We start from the raw sequence: 26062 nt of genomic DNA on the forward strand, positions 1-26062 counted from the left end.
GTAATTTCTGTTATTCTATTAATATGAAAAATACATCGGCTAATACACCCACCCCTACAATTGAAGAGTTACAAAAACGATGCGACACATTGGAACAGCAGAAAATTGAAATGGCTGCGAAAATAAAATGGTTTGAAGAACAGTTTCGTTTGAGCCAGCAACGTAGATTTGGCTCTTCAAGTGAGCAGTCAAACCCAGATCAGGTGAATCTATTTAACGAAGCGGAAACAGAGAGCTCGACATTAAATATAGAACCTACTATCGAAACAGTTGTTTATCAACGTAAGAAAAAACGTGGTCATCGTGAAATAATACTTAAAAACCTACCTACGGAAACGATCGAATACCGACTTACCGATGAGGAACGGTTCTGTTCGTGTTGCAATGGAATTTTACATGAAATGAGTACGGAGGTACGTCAGGAATTGAAAATCATTCCGGCCGAAGTCAAAGTGGTAAAGCATGTACGTTACGTATATGCCTGTCGGCATTGTGAACTTGAAGAGGTTAACACGCCGATAGTTACTGCCTCTGCGCCAAACCCTGTTTTCCCTAAAAGCCTGGCATCTGCTTCAATAATGGCGTATGTTATGAACCAAAAGTATGTTGACAGTATGCCCCTTTATCGCCAGGAGCAACAATTTTCACGTCTCGGTGTAAAATTATCACGTCAAACTCTTGCGAATTGGGTACTCCATGGTGCAAACACCTGGTTAAACGTACTTTATAAACGTATGTACGAACACTTATTAAAGTGTGACATACTTCATGCAGACGAAACCACTTTACAGGTACTTCATGAAGAAGGAAGATCGGAAACATCGAAATCCTTCTTATGGCTTTATCGTACAGGTAGTGAGGGACCGGCCAATGTCCTTTATGAATACCAACAGACAAGGGCAGGTGAAAACCCCCGCAAATTTCTAATGGATTTCAAGGGGTATTTGCAAGTAGACGGTTATGCCGGCTACAATAAAGTGTCCGACGTTACTCTGGTTGGGTGTTGGGCTCATGCTAGGCGCAAGTTTGATGAAGCCTTGAAAGCATTACCGGCTTCATTGAAATCAGCCCCAGTAGGGGCAAGGACAGGATTGGATTTCTGTAACCAACTCTTTTCCATTGAGCGAGATTTAAAGGAAGTCACTAACCAAAAACGTTATGAGGATCGCTTGGAACGCAGTCAGCCAGTGCTGGATGCTTTTTCAAGCTGGCTTGATGAACAATCCCTTAAGGTCCTGCCCAAGACCGCTTTTGGACAGGCTATCAAATACTGTCTTAATCAGTGGAAGAAGTTAAATGTATTTATGGAGGATGGACGTTTGGAGATAGATAACAATCGAGCCGAGCGTTCTATTAAACCATTTGTAATCGGTAGGAAAAACTGGATATTTTCAAATACACCACGAGGTGCTCAGGCAAGTGCAATAGTTTATAGTATTGTAGAAACAGCTAAGGAGAATGGTTTAAATCCCTTTATCTACCTTACTTATCTCTTTGAAATGCTTCCCAATATTGACACAGAAGATATGGATATTTTGGATCAGCTTCTCCCGTGGTCATCAACTCTTCCGGAAATCTGCCGTGTCAACAAGAATACCTAAATAATACACTAACGCCCACCTGTTTTATAGGTGGGCGTTATTTTACGCTTACAAAGAAAGACAAAGTATTTTAATTTATTGGGGAAGAATAATAATGGTAAGCGTAAAATAGGTGTGCACTATTTTACGCTTACCGCTTTTATAGTTTAGCATATGATCGACTAAAGTCTGATTACTTATTGAAACGCTCTAAACTATAACGATGAAGGTCAATAGAAGGTTCAGCATCTAATAATAACTCTGACATTACAGTCCCCACTAATGGAGATAATGTTACACCACTGTGCATAACAGCTAAATATGCATTTTTCAAGCTTGGAAGTTCTCCGAGAATAGGTAAACCATCTTTTGGAATTACTCTAATTCCTGAAAAACAACGTACTACATTTGCTTTCGCTAAAGCTGGTACATAATCAATAGCCATTCGAGCTGTTTCCTGTATGACATCTAAAGTTGTTCGTCGATCATAGCCGACCTCTTCTTTTGAGTAACCTATTAACACTTCACCATTATCTGCTTGTCTCATGCCACCTATTGTATTTGACAATAGTGGAGCTAGTGGTTCTGTCACAATAATTTGCCCACGAACCTGGTCAACAGGAATGTCAACATTTAAAAGCTTCCCAAGCTCCTTAGTCCAGGGACCAGCTGCCAAAACTATTTTTTCTGCTTTATAGGTTTCTTTCTTAGTAATTATTTCGAACATCCCATTTCTCTTTTTTATATCAAGAACAGGATTATAAAAAGTGAATTGAACATTATTTTTCCTTGCTGCTTTAATATAAAGTTCTACCAATCTAAACGGGTTCACATTTCCATCTATTTTACTGTAGGTTGCGCCAATTATTTTTGGTGATAAGGCAGGTTCTTTCGCTAATAATTCATCTCGATTTAATACTTCGATATCAATTCCTACCTTAGCCTGTTCCTCTGCCAACTTCAATGCTCTACTTCGATCCGTCTCTGAAAAAAAAGGAGCAATTCCACCAGTTCTTTTATATTCGAAATCACCAATTTTTCTTTCTAGGAATGGATATAACTCCGCACTAAACATGCTTAACTCTGCATAAGATGAAGGTCTTTTATTATGAACCCACACCCATGCTTGTGTTGAACCTGAAGTTCCGGATAATGGAAATCCTTTGTCGATTACTAAAACATTTTTTGTTTGGCTTTCGGACAAATGGTAAGCAATGCTGCTACCAACAACTCCACTACCAATAATTACAATATCAAAACTATTTTTCATTTCTTAATCACCTTCTTCCGAAATAGACTCTTCAAAAATAGAAACTACATTTTTCGGCTCGCAGTCACCCGCTAATACTTCTATTCGGATCATTTTTAATGGCATTCGCATTGTTGCAGGCGATATTTCCGATAAAGGTATATCTGAAACTTGATGAATTAAATTTCTTACTAAGTTCATACATATCTTTGCTTGACATTGTCCCATCCCACATCTAGTAAGCCTTTTTACATCATTAAATGTCTGAGCCCCCATTTTTAATGCTGTCTCAATTTCATCAATGTTAATCTCTTCGCATTTACAAATGATTGTTGACTTATCCATTTAATGATTCCTCCAATACAGAATCTAAAATTCCTGATTTTTTTCTATTAGCATACACTTGAAAATCTGCAATCAAGGATAATCTGGCTTCAAAAACTCCTTTTGATTTAGTAGATTCTGTTACGTAAAGTTTTTTCCACAATTGCCTTTTTACTTTATCAGCATCATTTTCGGTTAATTTCCCCAATGAAGCCAAAACGCTTGTACCTGCAATTTTTCCAGTTAGAAGTATAGCTTCAAGACTTGTAATTCCTGCCGTATTACCTGCTACATAAACGGATGAAATACTTGTTTCTAGATTTTCATCATAATTTGGTACCCATCCACCGAGTTCCTTCTTATAAGCCATCTGACAACTTAGCACCTCAATTGTTTCTAGTATTGGTGATATACCCACTCCTACACATATGAGATCCACATCTAAGCTTTTCAATTTGCCATCAATATCTAAAAGAACTTTTTCTACACTTCCTTTACCAATTGCATGCACTATAGAAGTATTGCAATAGATATTAATTTTATTTTCGGTAAGATATTTAATATTTTCAGAGTTATCACCCTGAATTTCATTTTCACTTTCAATAATTCCATGTATATTTACGCCAACTTCTTGTAATTGTTTCGCAACCTCTAGTGAGAAATTATTGCTCCCTAAAATTACTGCATTTTTTCCTGGATAGACAAACTCACGGTTCATCAATATTTGTGCAGCACCTATAGTCATAATGCCAGGTAATGTCCAACCAGGAAATATAGCAGCCTCTTCTGCTGCCCCTGTTGTGATAATTATTTTTTCAGCATGAATAGGAAAAACTTTTTGCCCATTTGACACTCCAACTGTTCCATCTTTATAAACTCCCACCATTGTATGTTTGGTTAGAAATACTACATTAAATAAAACAAGCTTATTAATGAGTGTTTCTACAATTGTGAAACCTTTTTGACTGCCGAGTTCTAATGGAAGATTAGTATATAATTGAGTTTGTTGTCTTAACTGGCCACCTATTGAGGTTGATTCATCTACAATGGTTACCATTAACCCATTTGATGCAAGATACAATGCAGCACTCAATCCCGCCGGACCTCCACCTATAATAAGTACGTCAGTCTCCATTGAAATCTCTCCTTAAAATAGGTATATCGTTAGAGGAATACACTTTCATACCCTCTTCAACCAATGTTGAACAACTCAAAACATGATTTAATTCGTCAATAGTTACAAAACAACTGCAGCATCGCCCGTTCGCACAAAATAAGCCCCTAGGTTGCTGTAATTTCCGACTAATGCCAAACTGCATAATACGATTTGCAATTAATCCGGAAGCAATAGTTTGGCCTATTTTAACCTGGATTGGTTTTTCATCAAAATAAATTGTGATAAAACTTCCAGGCGTTTCTCCTAAAATAGGATGATTTTTAATATGCATATTAAAACTCCCTTTTAGTATTTAGTTAAATGGATGAAAGGTATAATGTTATAACTAAATTCTAGATATGATGAATATTAAAAAAGTATTAAATCTCAACAATCATTTCTATTTCTACAGACGCATTCGATGGTAATCCATTCACACCTACTGCAGATCTTGCATGTTTCCCCTTTTCTCCAAAGATTGAAAGTATTAATTCTGATGCTGCATTCACTACAACTGGCTGATTTTTAAAGTCTTCTGTACTTTGAACAAATGCTAAAACTTTAACAACTTTTTTAATCTTATCCAAATCACCAAGATGTGATTTTAATACTGACAAACAATTCACAACACATTGTTCTGCCGATTTTTGTCCCTCTTCAATACTTACTAACCCTCCTAGTTTTCCAGTGGATATTAACTTACCTTCTTTGATGCAAACCTGTCCGGATGTGAACAATAAGTTTCCACCTTGATTCACTGGAATAAATGGTATATTCGTTGACTTAACCTCTTCTAGTTTAATATTAAGTTCTTTAATTCTTTTTTCGATTGACATATGTGGTTGCTCCTTTTTATTTATACTTTTTTATCTTTCCTTTACTTTGAGTCTTAAATGGTGCAAAATTGGTTCAGTATATCCACTTGGCTGCTGCCCCCCTTTAAAAACCAACTCACAAGCAGCTTGAAATCCAATAGAGGCTTCGAAATTTACCGACATGGGTTTGTACTTAGAGTCATTCTTGTTTTGTTCATCAACAATTTTAGCCATACTTTTAAAAGTATTTTCTACTTCTTCTTTTGTGCAGATTCCATGATAAATCCAATTTGCGATATGCTGACTGGAGATACGCAAAGTTGCACGATCTTCCATTAGACCTATATTATTAATATCCATAACCTTTGAACAACCAATTCCTTGTTCAACCCATCGGATTACATAACCCAAGATACCTTGAGCATTATTATCTAATTCTTGTTGAATTTCTTCTTTACTCCAATTCGGAGCTTTAGCAATTGGTATTTTCAAAATATCATTCTTTAAGGAAATTGAATTTCCGGTTAATTTACTTTGAATATCTTTTACAGAAACTTCATGATAATGCAATGCATGTAATGTTGCTGCTGTTGGGGAAGGAACCCACGCTGTACTTGCTCCTGCTTTTAGCTGATCAATTTTTTGTCCAAGCATATCATTCATTTGTTCGGGAGCAGCCCACATTCCTTTTCCAATTTGAGCACGATTTTGGAATCCAGCTTCAATTCCGGTCAATACATTTGATTTTTCATAGGCTGCAATCCATTCCGTTTTTTTCATATCATTTTTCCTTATCATTGGACCTGCTTTCATTGATGTATGAATTTCATCTCCAGTCCTATCTAAAAATCCGGTATTGATAAATGCAATTCGATCCTTCACTTCCCAGATACATGCTTTAAGATTTAGTGAAGTTCTCCGTTCTTCATCCATAACACCAATTTTTATTGTATTTCTGTCTAAACCAAGTAGATCCTCTATTCTATTAAATAGACGATTAGCGAAAGCCACCTCTTTCGAACCTTGCATTTTAGGCTTAACAATATATATAGAACGCTTAGATGAATTTTTGAACTCACATCGTCCATCTAAGGAATGCGTTGCAATTAAAACAGTGATAACCCCATCTAATATTCCTTCATAAATTTCCTCACCATTTGAATCTAGAATTGCGTTATTTGTCATTAAATGCCCTACATTCCGAATGAACATCAGTGATCTACCTGATAAAGAAAACTCTTTTTTGTTCTTCATTTGATATGTTTGGTTTTTATTTAGAACACGCGTTATATTTTCTTCGTTCTTTACGAATTGAACTGATAAATCACCTTTCATAAGTCCAAGTAGATTTTTATATACAGACACTTTGTCAAGAGCATCTACCGCCGCTACAGAGTCTTCGCAATCCAATATGGTAGTAAGGGCTGCTTCCATTAGAATATCTTTCACGCCAGCAACATCTGTTTTTCCAATTTCATGTAAAGGATCAATTTGAATTTCAAAATACAGTTCATTGTTCTCGAATAAAAGCGTAGTCGGATTAATACTTTCTCCTTTATAACCAATAAATTTATCTTCATCTTGCAACTTCGTTAGTTTTCCACTATTCAACATGACAGACAATTCATTATCGACTAGTGAATAAGAAGTTACTTCCTTATGGGAACCATTTACCAAAGGGATTGTTTTGTCTAAAAACTTTCTTCCATACTGAATTACTTTTCTCCCTCGAATAGGGTTGTAATTAATATTTTTTGTTGCCCCGTTTTCCTCACTAATAACATCTGTTCCATATAATGCATCGTAAAGACTACCCCATCGAGCATTTACAGCGTTAACGGCATAACGAGCGTTACTTAAAGGAACTACTAATTGTGGACCTGCTTTTATTACTTCGTCATCAACATTTATTGTTTCAATGTTAAAATCACTTGGTTCCTTCTCCAAATATCCAATCCCTTTTAGAAACTCAACATAATCTTCAATATTCATTTCACGATGTTCTTTATGCCATGAATCAATTTTTCTTTGAAGATTTTTTCTAATTTGCAACAATTCATTATTAAGTGGTGTAAAGTCATTTATTAAACTTTCAAAACCAACCCAAAATTGCTTTACTTCTAGGCCAGTTCCATTAAGAACCTCATTGGATAGAAAAGAGTAGAGTTCTTCAGCAATTTGCAACTTCCCTACATTTACGTACTTCTGCATATTATTATCGCTCCTTATACTGTAATAAAAAACTGAAAGTATCCACATAGTAATAGTAATTATAGTTTTTAAAAGAGTATATTTTCATATATTAAAAAAGAGTTTAAGGATAACGTTGTTGGTTTAAATTAATTTAACTCATACTTTGATTGCGTGTCGAAGTGGATTATAAGGAGAAAGATCTATCGGTATCTCGTCATCCAATGCCAAACCTGCAGCAAGTTTTCCGACAATTGGCCCAATAGTCAATCCTGAAGCTCCAAGACCCGTTGCCACAACAATATTAGGAAAATCATCAAGTGAACCAAGTAAAGGTAAGATATCCTGTCCCGCTGGACGAAAACCTATTCTTACTTCTTCCAGCGTTGCCATCGCTAATCCAGGCGCAACCTCCAAGGCTTCATCCAAAACTTCTTTTACACCAGATACAGTTAATCTATAATCGAATCCCGATCCAGTTTCTCTTGTCGCCCCTACAACGACTTTAGAATGTTCAAATGAAACTAAATAGTGCGAGCTTTGAGGTAATACCACCGGCCATTCTGAAGTATTAATTCCCGGCATTTTCAAGTGAGCAATTTGTCCTTTTTGTGGTTCGACTTTTATTTCGATTCCAAACTCTGCAAATAATTTAGGAGTCCAGGCACCACCCGCGACAATTATCTTGTCAGAAATAATCGTTTCACCATTTATATGAACACCTATAATTTGTTCATCAACCTTTAGTAATTCTGCTTCCCCTGAAACAAAACTTGCACCATGTTTAATAGAGGCTCTTTTTAAAGCATCTATTAATAAACGACCATCGACTCTCGCAGCTCCTGAAACATGAACAGCCGATAAGGAATCCTTAAGTGGTGGAAATAATCTTTTTGCTTCTACAGGAGATAAACGGCTAACCTTGCCAACAGCGTCGGTTTCCATTCTTTTCAAATTAACTATTCTCTCTATTTCATCCAATTCACCGCTATCTTCTGAGACCGCTAATGCACCCACTAGCCCATATCCTACATCATATTCACCGTCATCTTTTAGTTGTTGGATTAAATTTGCATAATCGATTGCGCCTTCTTTTGCTAACACATACCAATCTTCATCAGTCACATTGGTAATCCAGGGACAAACAATGCCTGCTCCAGCGGCAGTTGCTTTTCCATCATGAGAGGAGTCTATTAGAGTAATATCGATCCCTTTACGAGCTAAATAATAAGCCGCGCTAGACCCAACTATTCCTGCACCTAAAACAATTATCTTCATAATCTACACTCCCTTATTTAAATTATGTTGTTGTTGTTTCACTCATCGGGTAATGACAAGCCACATAATGTTCAGAATATAACTCTATTAATTGTGGTTTCTCATTTATACATTTTTCTGTTCCAAAAGGACACCTATTATAAAATTTACATCCAGTCTGAGCTTCTAAGTTAGTAATAACACGATCCTCCATAACCATGACTTCCTTGCAATTCCTTAATTCTGGATCAGGAATTGGAACAGATGAGATTAACCCAGTTGTATACGGATGGGAAGTTCTTTTAAATAGCTCGTTTTTTTCAGCCATTTCTACTATTTCACCCATATACATAACCGCTATCCGATCACTGATATATTTCACAGCAGGAATCCCATGGGCAATAAAGAGAAAGGTTAGGTCAAACTTTCGTTGCAAATCAATCAGTAAATTTAAAATTTGGGCTTGTATTGAAACATCTAATGCGGATACGGGCTCATCACAAATAATTAATCTTGGTTTTAATGCCAACGCCCGCGCAATTCCAATTCTTTGTCTTTGCCCACCACTAAATTCATGGGGAAACCTTGTAGAATAAGATTTATCCAATCCGACTGTTTCCATTAATTGCAGTACTTCTTTACGTAATTCCTTTCCTTTAGCAATCTTATGTGTTCGTAAAGGCTCGGCAATGATATCAAATACTCTCATTCGCGGGTTTAAAGAAGAGAAAGGGTCTTGAAACACCATTTGTATATCCTTTTTAATCTTTCCCATTTCACGCTCATTCAACTTTAAAATATTTTTACCATCAAAGAATATTTCGCCACTTGTAGGGTCTAGAATTCTTATAATCATATTTCCAGTAGTGGATTTACCACAACCGGATTCACCGACAATTCCTAACGTTTCACCTTTTTTTAGAAAAAAACTCACTCCGTCTACTGCTTTTGTAACTTGTCTATTCTTACTCATCAATCCTTTAGACGATATAAAATACTTCTTCAGATTTTTAACTTCTAATAAATATTTTTTCTCTTTAGTGTAATTACTCATTCATTCATCACCTCTTTTTCATGCAACCAACATCTAACTTCAGAACCATCTTCAAACTTTTGAATAGGAGGCTCCTTAATTCTGCACTTTTCAAATGCAAAGGGGCAACGCGGATTAAATTTACAGCCTACCGGCATTTCGAAAGGACTCGGAACATTCCCTATGATTGATTCTAAACTATCTTTCTCTTGATGTATCTTTGGTGTGCTATTTAGTAAACCTTTCGTATACGGATGTTTTGGTTCCTTAAATAAATCAAAAACATTGTTCTGTTCAACAATACGCCCTGCATACATAACAATTACTTTATCCGCCGTTTCGGCGATAACACCCAAATCATGTGTAATGAGCATTATAGAAGTGTTTAATTTTATACTAAGGTTTTTCATTATCTTTAAAACTTGTGCTTGAATTGTTACATCTAGTGCGGTTGTTGGTTCGTCTGCGATTAGTAATTCTGGATTACAAGATAGTGCCATGGCGACCATCACCCTTTGTCTCATACCACCGCTTAACATATGTGGAAAATAATAATATAATTTATTTGGATTAGGAATCCCTACCTCTTCCAACATTTCTATAGCCCTCTTTTTCGCATCCGGTCTTTTTAACTTTTGATGTAAATTGATTGCCTCTACTATTTGACTTCCAATTGTAAATACAGGATTTAAAGAGGTAAGAGGTTCCTGAAAAATCATCGAAATTTTATTGCCTCTAATTTTTTGTAATTGCGATTTGGAATAATGCCTTATATCATCCCCATTAAAGATAATTTCACCATCAACTATCTTTCCTGGGCTACTAACTATGTTAAGAATCGATAAGGATGTCACACTCTTTCCACACCCTGATTCTCCAACAATACCTACAGTTTCCCCTTTTTTGATAGAAAAAGATATTCCGTCTACAGAGGGAATAACACCGTTTTCGGTATAAAAATAGGTTTTCAAGTTATTTACTTCAAGTAGGGTTTGCGAATTCTTCATTAAGCCAACACCTCATTTTCCACCTTGAATTTTCGGATCGAGAATATCTCTTAACCAATCGCCTAAAAATATAATACCTAAGACGGTAACCATGATTGCAATCCCTGGAAAAGTTGCTAACCACCAATTTGTTGCTAAGTAATTACGTCCGTCGGTTAACATCCCCCCCCAAGAAACAGTTGGGGGCTGAATACCTAATCCGAGGAAGCTAAGAGATGCTTCTAATATTATTGTAGAAGCGACACTAAGTGTAGAGATTACAATAAAGGACGAAATAATATTGGGAAGGATATGCTTAAACATGATAACGCTATTTTTTGTACCAATCGTCTTAGAGGCTTTCACAAAATCTCTCTCTTTAATACTTAAAACTTCGCCCCTAACAACACGTGCATATGCAACCCAATTCGTAACACCAATTACTATTATTAAAACAGTAATTCCTGGTTTAAATACGGTTAACACTACCAGAATGAATAATATACTTGGGATTGCTAGAAAACTATCTACAATTCTCATCAAGAGACTATCTATCCATCCCCCATAAAAACCAGATGTAATTCCTACGAATACTCCGATAATTCCTGCAACTACAACTGAAAATACTCCAACCAATAAAGATACTCTAGCGCCAAATAATATTCTACTTAAGATATCTCTTCCTAAATTATCTGTACCAAGAATATAAGTTGATGAACCACCATCTAGCCACATTGGTGGCTGAAGCATATCTGACAAATTGTTAGTCACAGGATTATGAGGAGCTAAAGTTCCAGCAAAAAGAGCAATGAAAACCACTGAAGAAACTATAATAAAACCTAATGCTCCTGTTTTGCTCTGAAAAAGTAAGCGTAGCCATTTTTTAAATACAGTTGGTTTTTTATTTAACTTTAAGTTATTATTTGTTAAAACATTTGGTTTCATCCCTGTTTCCACGTATAAACCACCTCTTTTAGTAATCGAGAACAGTAATAGATTAGATATCTTTTCAATTGACGATTAATTTAAGTATATTTAATTCTTGGATCAAGTAACCGATAGGTCAAATCTGTAAAAAGATTTATAAAAATGACCAAAATTGCAATAACAAAAACAGCTGCTTGTACAACCGCCATGTCTCTACCATTTACCGCTTGAATGAGTAATTGTCCCAGTCCTGGCCACGAGAATACAGTCTCAGTAATTAGGGCTCCAGAAACCAAATGAGTTACTTGAAGGCCGATTATAGTCACGACAGAAATCAAAGAGTTCCTAAATGCATGTTTAAATATTACTTTTCTTTCACTTAACCCCTTACTGGTTGCTGTTCTAATATAATCTTCTCCTAAAATTTCCAACATGCTTGATCGAATTAATCTTGTCATCTCAGCAGCTACCCCGGTCCCCAAAGTAATGGCTGGAAGAACTAAATGCATTAGGGTACCTCTTCCTGAAACAGGAAAAACAGTATGATTAACTGCAAGAAATAAAATCAACATAATTCCTAACCAAAAGTTTGGCATTGCCTTGCCCAAAACAGAAGAACCAGTAATAAAAATATCAGTAAAGCTATTCCTTTTTCTTGCAGAGTAAATACCAAGGGGAATCGCAATTATTATTGCGATAAACATGGAGGCTGCAGCTAACTCAAATGTTGCTGGTAACCTTTCTAAAACTAATGGTAGTGCCTCTTGGTTGTATCTAAAGGAAGTTCCAAAGTTTCCACGGGAAATTTCAGTAACAAATTGTATATATTGATATAAGAATGGTTCATTTAATCCTAAAGCCTCTCGCAATGCTTCTCTATCTGCCGTACTAGCATCTTCCGGAAGCATTAGTGAAACAGGATCTCCCGCAACGTAAACTAATGTGAAAACTACTAAAGTGATGATTAATAATACAGGTATAATTTGGAGTAGTCTTTGCAATAAATAGTTTCTCAAAAGATAACCTCCTACCATAATAGAAATCGGGGTTTATCCTAACAAGGTACGGTAAACCCCACATTATTTTATTACTTTTTGATAATTTCAGAGAAATTTATTTCTTCATCTAATCTTGGTTTAAATTTCAGCTTATCACTTACTCCATAATTTGCTCCTAGTTGGAACAAGAATATATGCGGTCTTTCCTCAGATATAATCTTTTGAATTTCTATATATTGCTTAACTCGTTCTTCTTCATCTAAATTACGTCCTGCTTTGTTGAATAACTCTTCGACTACTTCATTATCATAGTCTGTCTGTCCTGCTGCACGTTCCTTAGTATAATGTACTAGTGAATATGATGCGTCCAAAAGACCGTCTGCCAATGCGATCATGATAAGTTCCTCATTCGAATTCGAGTTATAAACATCTAAAAACGCACTAGATTCTAGCAGATTTATTTTCACTTTAAAACCCGCTTCTTCCAACATAGCCGCTACCAGTTGTGCCACTTCAGCATCCAAAGTATATCTTCCTCGCGGGGCAGTAAATGTAATTTCAACACCATCCTCATAACCAGCCTCTTTAATTAAAGCTCTGGCTTTTTCAAGGTCATATACATACGAATCATACAAGTCTGGATCAGATCCAAGAATACCTTTCGTTACTCTAGATCGAACTGGTACCGCAGTACCCTTAAGTATCGACTCTACAATTGCTTTATTATTTATGGCAAGATCTATTGCTTCACGTATTTTCGGATCCGCAGTTATAGCACCGTCGGTTGTTCGAACAACCAAAAGCATTACACGTGTCGTATCACCATTCATTAGTTCCACACCAGCTTCAGTATTGACACGTTCCCACTCATTTGGTGGTATGTCAGTAGCTAAATCAACTCCACCAGTTAAGACTTCTCCCACACGCGTTGAACTTTCAGGAATTGCACGCACAATTACTTCATTCCATGTTCCAATTTCACCAAAGTAATCTTCATTTAGCTCAAGAATTACTCTGTCATCCCGAATCCAATTTACATATTTGTAGGGTCCCGAACCGATAGGGTTTTTCTGGAAACCATCTACCTTTACTTCTTCAAAGTACTTTTTTGGCACGATGTCAGACCCACTTTTTGCTAGTAACCGTAACAATGTTGGCATTGGGCCATCTGTTTTGATTTCAACTAAATATTCTTCAAGAACATTAACTTCAGAAATTTGTTTAAAGTAAGGATATTCTTTTAAAGATTCATCATTCATTACACGTTCCAAGCTGAACTTAACATCTTCTGCTGTTAATGGGTCTCCATTATGAAATTTAATACCCTCAATTAGTTTAAAAGTCCATGTGTCTTCCGCTGGATTTTCAAAAGACTCAACAATTAGAGGTTGAATTTCCATATTTTCATCTCTTTGGAAGAGACGACTAAACATATTCCGGAATACTCTATCTCCATTAGTACTTAATGAGTTTTGTGGATCCATTGTTGTTAAATCTGCACTTTGAGCAATTGTTAATGTTGTATTACTTTTACTATCATTTTCTTTATTAGTTTCATCGGGATCGGCTGAATTACTACAAGCAGTTAGTACTAATAAACTTGTAACAAATAGCATAAATATTAATTTAATATTTTTCATTATCAGGTTTCCTCCATTAGTCGAATTTTAAAAATTTAGATAATACTAAAGGTTTTTTATCACCGCAATAGTTACCTTGATCCCTTGAAAATAATCCTCTAAAAATATATTTTCGTTTGGAGCATGATAATTCGATTGCGTATTTGCTACACCAATTTGAACAGCGGGAATATTTGTATCTTTAAGAAGTTTGTACATTGGACTTGAACCTGCCAAATTACGATAGATAATAGGAGCTTCATCGTATACTTCATTCATGCTTTTTAGCACAACATCAACAAATGGATCGTCCGGGTTCGTATTGAAGGGATGCATTCCATGAGATTTTTTAATTTCTATATCAGCAAATCCGTTATTATCCAGATGATCCCGCAATAATTGAACAGTTTTTTCTGGGTCTTGATTAGGAACTAAACGAAAGTCTAGTTTTACTTTTGCTATGGACGGTAATACTGTTTTAGAACCTTCACCTGTATAACCAGAATCTATACCGCAAATTGTACACGTCGGTTCTGCTATTAACCTTTCTTTAAGCTGATAACCAGTTAAACCTTTTAAAAATCCACTAATACTATATTCTTGTTTTATATGATCCTCATCATAGTCCATAGTTTCAATAAAACCTTTTCCTTTCTGCGATAAATCAATTACATCTTCATAAAATCCATCAATTAAAATATTTTCATTTTCATCTTTCAAACTATTTAACGCCCAGATTAATCGCCATGCAGGGTTCTCTATAATTACTGCCTCAGATGAATGTAAATCTGAATTTGCACCTTTGCATATCAATTCTACAAAGCAAATACCTTTTGCGCCTAACCCAACATGTGGTCGTTTATCTTTTACATTTCTTGATCCCCCTTCCCAGACCATGGCATCGGTAACAAGCTTATCTTTAAACTCTCTTGCGAAAAACTCTAGATGCGGACTTCCTACCTCTTCTTCCCCTTCAAAAATAAATTTAATATTTATTGGTAAATCACCAATAACATTTTGATAGGCATGAATCGCACAAATTCTCGCTATTAGATTACCTTTATTATCCGCAACACCACGAGCAAATAGCTGCTCACCTCTTATCTCAGAAACAAAAGGATTACTTAACCACTCTTCAATTGGATCCTCAGGTTGCACATCATAATGGTTATAAAAGGTAAGTGTTTTATTTTTCCCTGTATTTAATTCCCCATATATAATTGGATAACCACCAGTTTCTATTATCTCAGGCTCAACATTAATCTTTTTTAATAACGATACTACTATATCTTTCATTTCATTCATTCCACGATTTTGTGCTGATACACTTTCTTGGTTACAAGCTTTAACTAGCCAATCCAAATACATCTCACGATTCTCATCAATAAATTTATAAACTTTTTGCACAGTATCTCTTCCCTTCTTTTCATAATTAAGGCTTAGCTAAATAGATCACTTCATAAACTTCTATACATCAAACATCTATTAATATTTCATTATTAATCACTTCCCATATTTTAATTTTGTTATCTAACTATATTTCAATATTATAAGGTTATAACATTATAACCCCATAATGTTGTAATTATTTTTAAATTTATAGATGCTCCATTATTATAATGTGCATATCTAAATGAACTAATAAATTCTTATTCATCTATTCTTATAAAAGTTTAGACCTAAATCAAAACAACTATAAAGTGACTTCTATAAAATAGTTTGCTTTATCTTGCCTAATAATAAACTTCGAATACTCCACTATTCTTTTATCTTCTGAATAAGTGAATCTTTCTAAAACAAATAGCTGATCAGCTTTGGAAACTTCAAGTATATCAGCCTCGTACTCGCTTGCTAGGATTGTAGAAATATAAATTCTAGCTTTCCTCAAAGTCACTCCATATTTATTTGTGAATGTATTATATATCAAATCATCTTGAAACATTGCTGGTGTAATATCTGTAAATAATTCTTGTGGTAAATAAGTATATTCAATTCCTACTGGATTAGAGTCCTCTAATTTTAATCTATGAATGGCGTACACTAAATCATTCGGTTCAATTTCAAGAGCTTTACTTATTACCTCTCCTGCAATGATTTTTTCAAACTTTAGTTGTTTATGAGGGTAGTATTTCCCTTCATCTTCTAAGTTACGTAAAGTAACTAATTGTTGAATATTTTTATCCACCTTTTTACTGACAAATGTTCCTCTACCTCTTTGCCTATAAAGTAATCCTTTACTTACAAGTTCTAAAACTCCACGCTTTACCGTTATCATACTTACATCAAAATGCTTTGCTAAATCTTTTTCGGTAGGTATTTTAAATCCTGGTACCCACTCGCCAGTTAGAATTTTTAATTCTAAATTCTTTTTTATTTGGCTATATAATGGAATAATACTTCTCTTGTCAATATGCATTTACATCACCTTATAGTGTTATAGTATTTTAAAAAGATGGTATTTATAATATTCCTCCTATTCTCATTTTCAGAATACCATACATCACTATCGATTAAAAGTCTTTTTAAACAGAATTACACAATAATTCTGAAAAGATTCTGTTTAACCTTGTATAATATGTTTTATTGCATTTTTTTAGTATATCGACTTTTCAATATATATCTTTTTTAAAAAACAATAAAATAATCGTCTATATCGATTGGAATGTTAGTAGATGTGAAAGTAGATCAATCACATTTTTCATACTATCTGTCAACAAAATTATCAATTAAACTTTTACTTTATTACTAGTATAAGTTGTCAAGTCAAACACGGCAGTTATTTCATAAATTTCTCAAATGGCACATTTTATTTAATAAGCACTTTTCTAGGTACTTGATTGAAATTCAATAGAAAATCATTTATATCATTTTTGGGTTTACTACCGAATTTTGTTCCTTTTGGATACGTGCATCGGATTCGACCGTTCGTATTTTCATTGGTATCTCGTTGATCAGGAACACCAGGACTGGAAAGGTAGGAAGAAATATCCAGTCCCTTTTTAACTCCTACCCACATATAAAATTCTTATCCTCTGTCAGCCGTGTTTGACTTCACAAGTTCTTCAGAAAGGTTTTACAAAAGAGAAACGATTTCTTTGGCTGTATGCTTTGCGTTCAATAATTCCAGTTTTTGAACGATTTTAAAACGACTCATTCGTTCCGGAAGTGTGGAATTCAAGAGTCGAGGAACCTGTACATAAAAGAATTCAACTAATTGTATATACATACAAATTCAAAGAGTTTTCCAGCATATCCCTAATAAATATATAATTGTAGTGTATAGTCGGAATAATTTTAGGCATAGGTATCTAAATCCTACAAGAGGAGATAGCAAAAACGACTCAGCGTGTTGCCGCCTGAGTCGTTTTCGGATGTACTATATTAAGCGTAAAATAAAAAAGCTTCACAATGGAAGCTCTCAACGATTAATTTTTGCATATTCGTTATTCAGTTTCCTGCTCGCAATACTCATAGCAATTTCTTTACTTTTTGAAGATCCTTTTACAAGGATATTTCTGAAAGGTGCTTCCCCCTCATCGTAGAGATTAAGATATGCATCAAAACGATCTGCATATTCCAAAATCAAATAGTTTACTGCATAGTTATGTTCAGTAAACATGATACCCACATCGTGACTAATTGCGTCTACAGCAAATGTTTCGTCGTCCATTAACTCATCAAGTTTAGATTCCACTTTATCATCCCCCCTCCTATAGGCATAATTTGACATATAAGAAGATAGTCCTCTATTATATTCAATGTTTTGTGCAAGAAAGAACAATAAATAATTTAATTAATTGAATATACAGACTAATTCGACATATCTTGCTGTATCTATAACTTAAATAAAGAAGGGCTATTCTAACTATTAAGGGATTAGGCATATAGAGCGCACCCGACCCACAAACATCTGTCTAAAAATCCAAAACTTCCTTCACAATTGAGAAGGTTCCGCAACATACAACAATATCTGGGTTCATAAGTTCAATTATTTCACGGTGCCCGATCCCCATACCACTTAAGAACAAAGGAAATTACTGTCTGAATTACATCTTACACAAATATCGTACGCTCCTAACGTTCGAATCCTTCGAAGTTGGATATTAAACCTCTAGTTCTCATATTACCGCATCTGGCGTCCCATACTTTTCACCCGTTTTTAATTTCTTGTTATAATAATCGACATAATGCTGATCTGCTTTTGGATGTATAAAGAATTGCCTATACTGGACTTCATTAATATAATACGCTGGCAATTCGGTGAGACCATTTCGTCTTGCTTTTTCCGCCCGATGATGACCGTCAATAAGTCGATAGATATCCGGCCGAATTCAAACAGCTATTACTGGTTTGGATATGTCTACTGTTGGTATATGCACTTCAGTCAACGTCCCCATATGCGGACTCGTTGGCGATACTTTTACCGTCGAACAGACAACCTCATCCGTATGGGATCCAATCCATTTTTCCAGCTCACTGATGTTCCAGGCAAACGGAAAACCTCCCAATACCTCATCATCCGACTTTGCTAAAAAAGGTTTGAAATTTTCGTTCACGATTAACTTCTTCATATACCAACACCCCCAAAGTTTACACAATGGTACCTGAAATTATCTTTGCATTCAATGCAATTTTTTCCGTCTTTTTTCAAGCGTATATGTAAGAAACAACAACAAACAATTCTACCAAATGTATATACATATCTGACGATATTTTCACCTTTCACTATGCAACAGTTTGTTCCTACTGCTGAGTAAAGATTACCCGTTTAAAAGCGGATGTTAGTCGAAAATCTACGAATGAACTAAGTCTACGTCTTTCAATTTCTAAGTCTACTTGTGCAACAGTATTCGCCAACTGTGTTATAAGCAACCCAATTCCTTGCCTTCTAAAATCCCCCTTCCACCATTTTGTACAGAAATCTCTCCCCAGCTCTCGCATGCCCTAAATAATACGGAAAAGCAACAACTTGTTTACGATGAAAGTACAACACTTCCGCATTATACTGTTCATCCCATTCAAATACTCTTCCGAGTAAATTAGGCGCGTTTGTAAGTCGTTTTGCTGATTCTCTAAACAGTTCTTGGTGGAGGGCATGCGTTTCCAATACGTTTTCACTGTAATAAAATGCGAACTCTTCTGGCTTTGTTGTTTCCACAACGAACAGTTTGACTTTGCCGATGTTGAGCACGTTTTGTGCGATCATTCGGGCAATGGCTTCTCCGTCGTAGTCGAGGTTGTCGAGGATTTCCGAATTTTCCTCGGCACTCACAATACACTCGGATATCGCCCAAAATACACGGTGTGCAAGCCCGTGCATATCCGTTTCAATCGCTAACTGAAGTATTTCTCCCACCGTAATCATATGCATGCCCTCCCTTTTAGTTAACGCCCAATTGTATGGAGTATCCCAGTTTCTTTCACATACCCGACAGTTGCGGTACCTGTTGGCCCGTTGCGATGTTTTGCTACGTTCATTTCCAATGTATTGGGCGTGTCTGTTTGTTTATTATAATAATCGTCTCGGTACAGGAAAATGATGACATCCGCGTCTTGCTCTATATTTCCTGAGTCGCGTAAGTCGCTCATCATCGGTCGTTTGTTGTCTCTTGCTTCTACGCCGCGGTTCAGTTGGGAAAGACAAACAACTGGACAGTCAAATTCTTTGGCCATTTTCTTTAAATCACTGCTGATTTGGCCCACAACTTCCGTTCGATTCAGTCGCATTTGATCGCCGTGAATGATTTGTAAATAATCAACGAAAATAATCGGTTTTAGTTTCGGCTCCATGTTAATAATCTTTCTTGCTGCTGAGCGCATTTCAAACACTTTTAACGCTGCACGGTCATCGATGTGAATATTCGCTTCGTCTAACCTACCAAGTGTCGGCATCCAGTTCGCTTTTTGCGGATCCGTGAAATGCTTATAGGGGTTCCGCATGCGAAGTCGATTGTACCCACCCGTCACAGCAATCAATCGGTCGATCATGGATGTTCTACTCATTTCAAGAGAGAAAATAATCGGCCGATATCCCGCAAATCCAGCATGTAGTGCAAAATGATTCAATGTATCGGTCTTCCCCATCGACGGTCGTGCAGCGATGATTGTTAATTCAGCAGGTTGGAAACCATCCAGCAAGTCATCCAAATCGCGGAGACCTGTAGGAACTCCGGGGATATACTGGGCGGGTTCATAAGGTCTTTCCCCCATCTTCACCAAATCCATTTGGATGCTCGTTTCCAATCCGGAACTCCCACTTTTCTCCAAGTCTTCGAACGCTTTTTGAATACGGTCGATTTCCCAGTCTCCTTCTTTCGCATGAATCAGGATTTTGTTTTTCTCACGATTCTTCCACCTGTCCAGAAAAATTGCTATGTAGCTGTCAAACTTCGTTGGACTTGCGAAATTGGTTAACTCCGATACGTAATTCGCACCGCCAAGCGCGGTTGGTTCCATCATCGTCAGCACAGTAACAAAGTCGACTGGACGCCTTTTTGACAATAACTCTTGCATACAGTGAAAGATGTTTTTATGAATGTGGCTGATGAAAAAATCCAGTTTCACACCGCTGTCGACAATTAAATAATTCTCCGCCAACATCGTCCCTAATATGCTTTTCTCCATTTGCTCATGACGCTGCATCCCTTACTCTTCCCCTTTGCTGAAGTCGAGTTCGAATGGTTTTGGCGAACTGCCTTCTTGTGCTCGAATTTCCCTGGCCTCTTCCAAATAATTTTCAAAATTGGTTGCGCTGAACAAAGTGGAAGGTCGTAAATACATAAGCCATTGTGGATTGTTCAACCACTGTTTCACTTTCACATCAATGACCTTTTTAAAATCATCCAACGTGTATCCTTCACGGTACCGCGCATTCACAAATCGCTCTGTTGCTTTTGAATTGGTTTTAAATTCTTTATTTGCTTTTTCGTTTAAATAGTCAATGACAGACACAACGTCGAGCCCCTGCTCGACACTATTCTTTTTAATACTCTTAACCTCTTTAGGTATTGCATTAGGCAAATTGCATTGCATATTGGGTGCAATTTGCAGTTCCCCTTCGGCTGTATTTGCATTTGCGATAGGTGCAATTTGCAATGTCAAGTCGTGCAGAACCCCATAGTCAATTCGGTACCATTTCGTCTTGTCTGTTTTCACGTGATTATACGTTGCCGATGAAACGATGCAACCACTTTTCTCCAACCTGCGAATCGTTCGTTTAATCGTATCGACAGACCAAAAAGGAAACTCCACTCTTTTCCACTCATCGTATGTATTGTGAACCCATTTATATCCATCCTGTTCATTGTGAGAAATGAGCGATCTAAAATGCACTTGCTGCAACACAATGGCTTCATTCAACCCAATCAACTGTGCAAGCGACGGAATAATTTGAAGTGGTGATTCATTAATGAGTAATTTCATACTACATCTCCTCTAATCCAATTTTGTGTACCTCCACTTCCCAATCGATGGCCGTCAATTGGAAGCACGCATAAACGTTTTTGCAGCGACGAAAGAGTCCCTTCACTCTCTATATAGAGTTCCTTTCCAAAAAAGGATACTCTTTTTTGAAATTAAATTAAAAAGATTTTAGCTACCACATCCGAGTCACAACAAAAAACACTCATGAAATCAATTAAGATTTCATAAGTGTTATTAGAATTGCATTTAATTACTAAATAAAAAAAGCTTCCCAAAGGAAGCTTTTAGCGATTACATTTTTGCATATTCATTATCTAATTTTCGGTTCGCAATACTTATAGCAATTTCTTTACTTTTCGAAGACCCTTTTACGAGTATGTTTCTATAAGGTTCTTCTCCCTCATCGTAGAGATTAAGATATGCGTCAAAACGATCTGCATATTCCAAAATCACATAATCTACTGTATCACCCTGCTTATTAATCATCATACCAACATCGTTATTAATTGAGTCTGCAGCAAAAGTTTCATCGTTATCAAACAGCTCATCAAGTTTAGATTTCACTTCAACACCCCCCCTATAGTCACAATTCGACATACAGGTGTATAGTCCTTCTTTTTATTTTGATTTTTGCAATAAAAACACTAAAAAGTTCAGCCAATTCTATGTACATACAAATTCAAAGGGTTTTTCAGCATATATCTAATAAATATGGAATTGTTGAGTATAGTCAGAATAGCTTCATGCAAAGGTACATAAAATTACGTAAAATTCTAACGTCCGGACCCCAGGCTGAACGAAAAAAGAAGCAACTCTGGATGGAGTGGCTTCTTTTACGGATATTATTTAAGTAATTGTACGTTGTCGATTGGAACACTGAATGCTCTTAGTTTAGGCATTTCATCTGCACTGGCAAATGCCTTACTCTCTGCGGTTCCGCCTAAAATAACTAATAGTAATATTGCTGCCAAAAGTTTCTTCATCATAAGTCCTCCCATGTTTTCTTTTTTCTATAAATATAACCAAATCTATTGGCCTCGTTAAAGGTAATAGATGACAGTTTATACTTCTTATTACTATAATACCACTCAGCTAGCGCAATAGAATACTTATATATATATTGATAGTCCTGTAAGGTTTTAAAGTGATTTATCGCTTGAATAGCAACCTCTTCGGATAAACCCTGTTGGCTATTAACTGACTTGTAAAAAATAAAATGATGGTAATACGAAGAGAGATTTTCACTATCCAGCTGATCCAACAATGAGATTCCTTTGTCGCACCACTCATTTACAAGATCCTTGTTACGCATCTTGGAATATTCCATCACTAAACTAAAAATTGAAATGAGCCGGCTATTTTTATCACTTTTATATTTAATACTCATTTTAAAATAATCGATCGCCTTTTTATTATTACCCATCATTCCATAAAGGGAGCCCAGATTATGATGAATAACCCCTTTTTGACTATACAAGTTAAATTCATCACATAGTTGTTTTGCTTTTAAATAGGACTCTAAAGACTCTTCGAACTGTTCGCTTTTCTTTCGAGTAACTCCGATCAGTACATAGCAATCTAAAACTCGACTCATTAAAAAGTTTTCCCTGAAATAATCGAGAGCCCTTCTTATGTATTCAATAGAAATAAAAATGCGGTTATCTGCGGTATAAATCAATCCTAGCATATAGTTCAATTCTGCTTTTTCCCAGTCTTCTAACGCGATAGTATCTACAATGGATAAAACGCCTTCCAAATATTCAATCGATTTTATACGGTTTTTTGTAGCGTAGTAATAGATTGCCTTATTTATTTTAAATAAATAAATTTGGAAAGAATTGAAGCTCTTGCTGATTTTTTCAAGTGCACCAATTTCTCTGCTGCATTCATCCAAACTTCCGCCTAATATAAGCCGGAATCTTAATACGATCAGGAGATAGGTATAGTAAAGTGAATCATTTTCGAATAAGGCGCTTTGTTCTTCTAAGTAATCTAACTTCTTTTTTGTGAACTCGTCATTTCTGGTCGTGATCACCGCTTTATAATTTTCTTTTAACAGCTTGGCAAATTCAGCATCTGATTGGTGGTCATTTTTTTGTAGCGAATCAAAAGCGATGTCTAATTTATTAAATAACAATCTAATTACTTCTTCACTTGGTGAAATTAAGTTTCTTTCAATTTTGGATAGGTAAGAAGGGGTACAGATACCCTTAGCTATAACAACTTGTTTCATTTCTTGCCTAATTCTTTCAGCCCTTATTAAATGACCAACATTCATTATCGAATCCCTCTCTTTATATTATAGTACATACCTACTACAAATAACATAGTTTAATTGTGAGAAATATATTCCCGAAAGTTTAAATAAACTAGCGTTTTAGAAGAAAATGTCCCAACTAGATTGTATCCTCTGATTAGCTTTCCCATGGTATGGTTATGTTAGTTAGGGAAGATTGAAGGGATATATCAATTATACCATTTCGCAGGGAGGAGTAATCTTATTATGGTGGAAATGACAAGCGACGGATTCGAAGTTGGACACAATGACCTAGAGTTGTTTGAACTAAAGAAGGAATTATTGGAGTTTGTAGTCAAGATGAAATCCGAGGGATTTTTGTCTTCGGTAGATTACGACGATCTACCGGAATTGTAGTTAAATGAATAGGTCCGCTAAGAGATGATTGATTGTTCTCTTAGCGGACCTTTTTTTATAATTGGGTGCAAGTCGCTACCCTGAATTCAAACTGAAATAGCATCATTTCTTATCAACAAATTGAAGCGATGGTTTGCTTCACCCCCCACTATCCAGAGCCTACCACCTATACTATATTAATTTTCATTTCGGGGTGTCCATTTCGGGGTGCCTGTGCATGAAAAAACAACAAACAATTCAACCAATTGTATATACATACAAAATAAAGATGTTTTTCACCATATACCGAATAAGTATGTAATTGTAGTGTATAGTCAGAATAGTTTTAGGCACAGGTACCTAAAATTTATGTATTTGATGTAACGTCAAAATAGGCTCTTTTTTGGTAAAAACATTTAATACATCAGCGACTTTCAAAACTGATTGGATAATTGACTTATCTCTCATACCGCTACTACACACCTTTCTATTATAAGGATTGATTTCATAATACGAAATTTTAAAAAATCATAAATAAACAGAAGTTATAATGATTTAATAAAAAAACAAATGAAATAAATAAAATTTCTTTTCAGCAATCCACGTCTTAGGTCATCAATGATATCATATATGTACCTTTTGATAAAAACTGTTTGGATAGGCTACACTTAGTTAGACAATAAAATTAAGGTCTAGTAGAATACAACCAGACAAACAAGGAGAATCTACGATGACCCCAAAAAGAACACGAAGAACATTTACGCCAGAATTCAAAAGCCAATTAGTAAGACTTTATGAAAACGGAAAACCCAGGGCAGACATAATCCGTGAATATGATTTAACTGCATCTGCTTTTGACAAATGGGTTAAACAAAATCAAACATCTGGTTCGTTCAAAGAAAAGGACAACCGAACGCTTGAAGAAGCCGAGCTAATCAAACTACGTAAAGAAAACCAACGTTTACTTATGGAAAATGATATTTTAAAGCAAGCCGCGCTGATCATGGGACGAAAGTAGATGTGATCCGTAACAATGCTCACAAATACTCGGTATCAGCAATGTGCGAAGTCCTTAACATTTCTAGAGGCACCTTTTACTATGAACCTGTTAAAAAGCAAGGAGAAAAAGAGCTTGTTAAAGCCGTCAAGAAAGTATTTAAAGAGAGTAGAAACAACTATGGAACACGAAAAATCAAGAAAGAACTTGCAAAGATTAATCTGTGTGTTTCTAGACGACGTATTGGACGAATCATGCAGGAACAAGGACTTGTTTCAAACTATACAGTAGCCCAATACAAACCATTCAAGTCCCAAGTGAATGAAGATCCTGTGAAAAATGAACTTGCCCGACAGTTCAATGGTCAAGAAGAATTGGCCGTTGTCGTTAGTGACCTGACATACGTTCGCGTGAGCGGGAAATGGAACTACGTTTGCTTATTTGTCGACCTTTATAATCGTGAGATTATCGGTCATAGCGCTGGGCCAAGTAAGACTGCTGAACTAGTTTACAAGGCTTTATCAAGCGTTAATCGTGACCTTAATTCGATTCAGATGTTTCACACCGACCGAGGCAGCGAGTTTAAAAACAATCTCATTGACGAAGCGTTAAAGACTTTCGGAATTCAAAGATCATTGAGCATGAAAGGTTGCCCATATGATAATGCAGTAGCTGAGTCAATGTTCAATATCGTCAAGACAGAATTCACGAAGCAAGCGCACTTTATGAGCCTTAACCAGCTTGAGCTTGAACTAAATGATTACGTAAATTGGTACAATAAGATTCGGATTCACGGCACGCTTGGATATTTAAGTCCATTGGAATACAGATTAGGAACCTTATAAACTTTGTTCAGTTTAGTGTTGACTATCCAATA

The 26062-nt window shown here is 35.9% G+C and carries 26 protein-coding genes; 3 read left to right on the forward strand and 23 right to left on the reverse strand.

Going from position 1 to position 26062, the window contains the following annotated elements; all coding sequences use genetic code 11:
• The first annotated feature begins 23 nt into the window (after positions 1-23).
• Positions 24-1601, forward strand: a complete 1578-nt coding sequence (gene tnpC, locus ACFSFY_RS14385) for an IS66 family transposase (protein ID WP_381539199.1) — start codon at positions 24-26, stop codon at positions 1599-1601.
• 172 nt (positions 1602-1773) lie between these two features.
• Here tnpC and ACFSFY_RS14390 read toward each other — a convergent pair whose 3' ends face one another.
• The 23 genes from ACFSFY_RS14390 to ACFSFY_RS14500 form a co-directional block, all read right to left on the reverse strand.
• A complete protein-coding gene (locus ACFSFY_RS14390) occupies positions 1774-2850 on the reverse strand; it encodes an NAD(P)/FAD-dependent oxidoreductase (protein ID WP_381539201.1) in 1077 nt (358 codons plus the stop codon).
• 3 nt (positions 2851-2853) lie between these two features.
• Complete coding sequence (locus ACFSFY_RS14395; protein ID WP_381539203.1) at positions 2854-3174, reverse strand: (2Fe-2S)-binding protein; 321 nt, start codon at positions 3172-3174, stop codon at positions 2854-2856.
• Positions 3167-4288, reverse strand: a complete 1122-nt coding sequence (locus tag ACFSFY_RS14400; RefSeq protein ID WP_381539204.1) for an NAD(P)/FAD-dependent oxidoreductase — start codon at positions 4286-4288, stop codon at positions 3167-3169. Before ACFSFY_RS14400 ends, ACFSFY_RS14395 begins: the two co-directional genes overlap by 8 nt.
• A complete protein-coding gene (locus ACFSFY_RS14405) occupies positions 4278-4601 on the reverse strand; it encodes a (2Fe-2S)-binding protein (protein ID WP_381539206.1) in 324 nt (107 codons plus the stop codon). The genes ACFSFY_RS14400 and ACFSFY_RS14405 overlap by 11 nt, the downstream gene beginning before the upstream one ends.
• An 88-nt stretch (positions 4602-4689) precedes the next feature.
• On the reverse strand, positions 4690-5145 hold the full coding sequence (locus ACFSFY_RS14410; protein ID WP_381539207.1) for a RidA family protein: 456 nt from the start codon (positions 5143-5145) through the stop codon (positions 4690-4692).
• Between the two features lie 30 nt (positions 5146-5175).
• Complete coding sequence (locus ACFSFY_RS14415) at positions 5176-7335, reverse strand: malate synthase G (protein ID WP_381539209.1); 2160 nt, start codon at positions 7333-7335, stop codon at positions 5176-5178.
• 138 nt (positions 7336-7473) lie between these two features.
• Positions 7474-8592 (reverse strand): NAD(P)/FAD-dependent oxidoreductase, encoded by a 1119-nt coding sequence (locus ACFSFY_RS14420; protein WP_381539210.1) that lies wholly within the window; start codon positions 8590-8592, stop codon positions 7474-7476.
• Positions 8593-8614: 22 nt separating this feature from the next.
• Positions 8615-9625: an ABC transporter ATP-binding protein gene (locus ACFSFY_RS14425; RefSeq protein WP_381539212.1), complete on the reverse strand. Its 1011-nt coding sequence runs from the start codon at positions 9623-9625 to the stop codon at positions 8615-8617.
• Entirely contained in the window at positions 9622-10611 is a 990-nt protein-coding gene (locus ACFSFY_RS14430; RefSeq protein ID WP_381539214.1) for an ABC transporter ATP-binding protein, read from the reverse strand. The genes ACFSFY_RS14425 and ACFSFY_RS14430 overlap by 4 nt, the downstream gene beginning before the upstream one ends.
• 12 nt (positions 10612-10623) lie before the next feature.
• Positions 10624-11535 (reverse strand): ABC transporter permease, encoded by a 912-nt coding sequence (locus ACFSFY_RS14435; protein WP_381539638.1) that lies wholly within the window; start codon positions 11533-11535, stop codon positions 10624-10626.
• A gap of 80 nt (positions 11536-11615) precedes the next feature.
• Positions 11616-12533, reverse strand: a complete 918-nt coding sequence (locus tag ACFSFY_RS14440; RefSeq protein ID WP_381539216.1) for an ABC transporter permease — start codon at positions 12531-12533, stop codon at positions 11616-11618.
• A gap of 71 nt (positions 12534-12604) precedes the next feature.
• A complete protein-coding gene (locus ACFSFY_RS14445; RefSeq protein WP_381539218.1) occupies positions 12605-14155 on the reverse strand; it encodes an ABC transporter substrate-binding protein in 1551 nt (516 codons plus the stop codon).
• Positions 14156-14200: 45 nt separating this feature from the next.
• Entirely contained in the window at positions 14201-15541 is a 1341-nt protein-coding gene (locus ACFSFY_RS14450; RefSeq protein WP_381539220.1) for a M20/M25/M40 family metallo-hydrolase, read from the reverse strand.
• Positions 15542-15827: 286 nt separating this feature from the next.
• A complete protein-coding gene (locus tag ACFSFY_RS14455) occupies positions 15828-16550 on the reverse strand; it encodes a GntR family transcriptional regulator (RefSeq protein ID WP_381539221.1) in 723 nt (240 codons plus the stop codon).
• Positions 16551-16940: 390 nt separating this feature from the next.
• Positions 16941-17150 carry a hypothetical protein gene (locus ACFSFY_RS14460; RefSeq protein WP_381539223.1) on the reverse strand — a complete coding sequence of 70 codons (210 nt, stop codon included), beginning with the start codon at positions 17148-17150 and terminating at the stop codon, positions 16941-16943.
• 402 nt (positions 17151-17552) lie between these two features.
• Complete coding sequence (locus tag ACFSFY_RS14465; protein WP_381539225.1) at positions 17553-17828, reverse strand: hypothetical protein; 276 nt, start codon at positions 17826-17828, stop codon at positions 17553-17555.
• A gap of 637 nt (positions 17829-18465) precedes the next feature.
• Entirely contained in the window at positions 18466-18705 is a 240-nt protein-coding gene (locus tag ACFSFY_RS14470) for a hypothetical protein (RefSeq protein ID WP_381539226.1), read from the reverse strand.
• A gap of 317 nt (positions 18706-19022) precedes the next feature.
• On the reverse strand, positions 19023-19499 hold the full coding sequence (locus tag ACFSFY_RS14475; protein WP_381539228.1) for a hypothetical protein: 477 nt from the start codon (positions 19497-19499) through the stop codon (positions 19023-19025).
• A 20-nt stretch (positions 19500-19519) separates the two neighbouring features.
• Positions 19520-20776 (reverse strand): replicative DNA helicase, encoded by a 1257-nt coding sequence (locus ACFSFY_RS14480; protein WP_381539230.1) that lies wholly within the window; start codon positions 20774-20776, stop codon positions 19520-19522.
• 3 nt (positions 20777-20779) lie between these two features.
• Positions 20780-21556, reverse strand: coding sequence for a conserved phage C-terminal domain-containing protein (locus tag ACFSFY_RS14485; protein ID WP_381539232.1), 777 nt, complete (start codon positions 21554-21556; stop codon positions 20780-20782).
• A 291-nt stretch (positions 21557-21847) separates the two neighbouring features.
• On the reverse strand, positions 21848-22120 hold the full coding sequence (locus ACFSFY_RS14490) for a hypothetical protein (RefSeq protein WP_381539233.1): 273 nt from the start codon (positions 22118-22120) through the stop codon (positions 21848-21850).
• Between the two features lie 278 nt (positions 22121-22398).
• On the reverse strand, positions 22399-22539 hold the full coding sequence (locus ACFSFY_RS14495; protein WP_381539234.1) for a hypothetical protein: 141 nt from the start codon (positions 22537-22539) through the stop codon (positions 22399-22401).
• Positions 22539-23834: a helix-turn-helix domain-containing protein gene (locus ACFSFY_RS14500; protein WP_381539235.1), complete on the reverse strand. Its 1296-nt coding sequence runs from the start codon at positions 23832-23834 to the stop codon at positions 22539-22541. Before ACFSFY_RS14500 ends, ACFSFY_RS14495 begins: the two co-directional genes overlap by 1 nt.
• Positions 23835-24059: 225 nt before the next feature.
• On the opposite strand from ACFSFY_RS14500, the gene ACFSFY_RS14505 reads away from it, so the two are divergent.
• Complete coding sequence (locus tag ACFSFY_RS14505) at positions 24060-24209, forward strand: hypothetical protein (protein WP_381539236.1); 150 nt, start codon at positions 24060-24062, stop codon at positions 24207-24209.
• Between the two features lie 709 nt (positions 24210-24918).
• Positions 24919-26030, forward strand: a protein-coding gene (locus ACFSFY_RS14510; protein ID WP_381539238.1) for an IS3 family transposase whose coding sequence is annotated in 2 segments (ribosomal slippage) — positions 24919-25171 and positions 25171-26030 — 1113 coding nt in all. Because the reading frame shifts where the segments join, the coding sequence is not laid out codon by codon here.
• Positions 26031-26062 lie beyond the last annotated feature (32 nt).

It is taken from the genome of Sporosarcina siberiensis (assembly GCF_042681925.1).
Classification (GTDB): domain Bacteria; phylum Bacillota; class Bacilli; order Bacillales_A; family Planococcaceae; genus Sporosarcina; species Sporosarcina siberiensis.

Excerpts from the sequence above, each read along its gene's own strand:
- ACFSFY_RS14435 (WP_381539638.1), bottom strand. The coding sequence starts at position 11,535 with ATGAAACCAAATGTTTTAACAAATAATAACTTAAAGTTAAATAAAAAA.
- ACFSFY_RS14500 (WP_381539235.1), bottom strand. The coding sequence starts at position 23,834 with ATGAATGTTGGTCATTTAATAAGGGCTGAAAGAATTAGGCAAGAAATG.
- ACFSFY_RS14390 (WP_381539201.1), bottom strand. The coding sequence starts at position 2,850 with ATGAAAAATAGTTTTGATATTGTAATTATTGGTAGTGGAGTTGTTGGT.
- ACFSFY_RS14425 (WP_381539212.1), bottom strand. The coding sequence starts at position 9,625 with ATGAGTAATTACACTAAAGAGAAAAAATATTTATTAGAAGTTAAAAAT.
- ACFSFY_RS14460 (WP_381539223.1), bottom strand. The coding sequence starts at position 17,150 with ATGTGGGTAGGAGTTAAAAAGGGACTGGATATTTCTTCCTACCTTTCC.
- ACFSFY_RS14495 (WP_381539234.1), bottom strand. The coding sequence starts at position 22,539 with ATGAAGAAACTTTTGGCAGCAATATTACTATTAGTTATTTTAGGCGGA.
- ACFSFY_RS14485 (WP_381539232.1), bottom strand. The coding sequence starts at position 21,556 with ATGAAATTACTCATTAATGAATCACCACTTCAAATTATTCCGTCGCTT.
- ACFSFY_RS14400 (WP_381539204.1), bottom strand. The coding sequence starts at position 4,288 with ATGGAGACTGACGTACTTATTATAGGTGGAGGTCCGGCGGGATTGAGT.
- ACFSFY_RS14395 (WP_381539203.1), bottom strand. The coding sequence starts at position 3,174 with ATGGATAAGTCAACAATCATTTGTAAATGCGAAGAGATTAACATTGAT.
- tnpC (WP_381539199.1), top strand. The coding sequence starts at position 24 with ATGAAAAATACATCGGCTAATACACCCACCCCTACAATTGAAGAGTTA.
- ACFSFY_RS14475 (WP_381539228.1), bottom strand. The coding sequence starts at position 19,499 with ATGATTACGGTGGGAGAAATACTTCAGTTAGCGATTGAAACGGATATG.
- ACFSFY_RS14455 (WP_381539221.1), bottom strand. The coding sequence starts at position 16,550 with ATGCATATTGACAAGAGAAGTATTATTCCATTATATAGCCAAATAAAA.
- ACFSFY_RS14420 (WP_381539210.1), bottom strand. The coding sequence starts at position 8,592 with ATGAAGATAATTGTTTTAGGTGCAGGAATAGTTGGGTCTAGCGCGGCT.
- ACFSFY_RS14505 (WP_381539236.1), top strand. The coding sequence starts at position 24,060 with ATGGTGGAAATGACAAGCGACGGATTCGAAGTTGGACACAATGACCTA.
- ACFSFY_RS14415 (WP_381539209.1), bottom strand. The coding sequence starts at position 7,335 with ATGCAGAAGTACGTAAATGTAGGGAAGTTGCAAATTGCTGAAGAACTC.
- ACFSFY_RS14430 (WP_381539214.1), bottom strand. The coding sequence starts at position 10,611 with ATGAAGAATTCGCAAACCCTACTTGAAGTAAATAACTTGAAAACCTAT.
- ACFSFY_RS14405 (WP_381539206.1), bottom strand. The coding sequence starts at position 4,601 with ATGCATATTAAAAATCATCCTATTTTAGGAGAAACGCCTGGAAGTTTT.
- ACFSFY_RS14445 (WP_381539218.1), bottom strand. The coding sequence starts at position 14,155 with ATGAAAAATATTAAATTAATATTTATGCTATTTGTTACAAGTTTATTA.
- ACFSFY_RS14480 (WP_381539230.1), bottom strand. The coding sequence starts at position 20,776 with ATGCAGCGTCATGAGCAAATGGAGAAAAGCATATTAGGGACGATGTTG.
- ACFSFY_RS14410 (WP_381539207.1), bottom strand. The coding sequence starts at position 5,145 with ATGTCAATCGAAAAAAGAATTAAAGAACTTAATATTAAACTAGAAGAG.
- ACFSFY_RS14470 (WP_381539226.1), bottom strand. The coding sequence starts at position 18,705 with ATGAAGAAGTTAATCGTGAACGAAAATTTCAAACCTTTTTTAGCAAAG.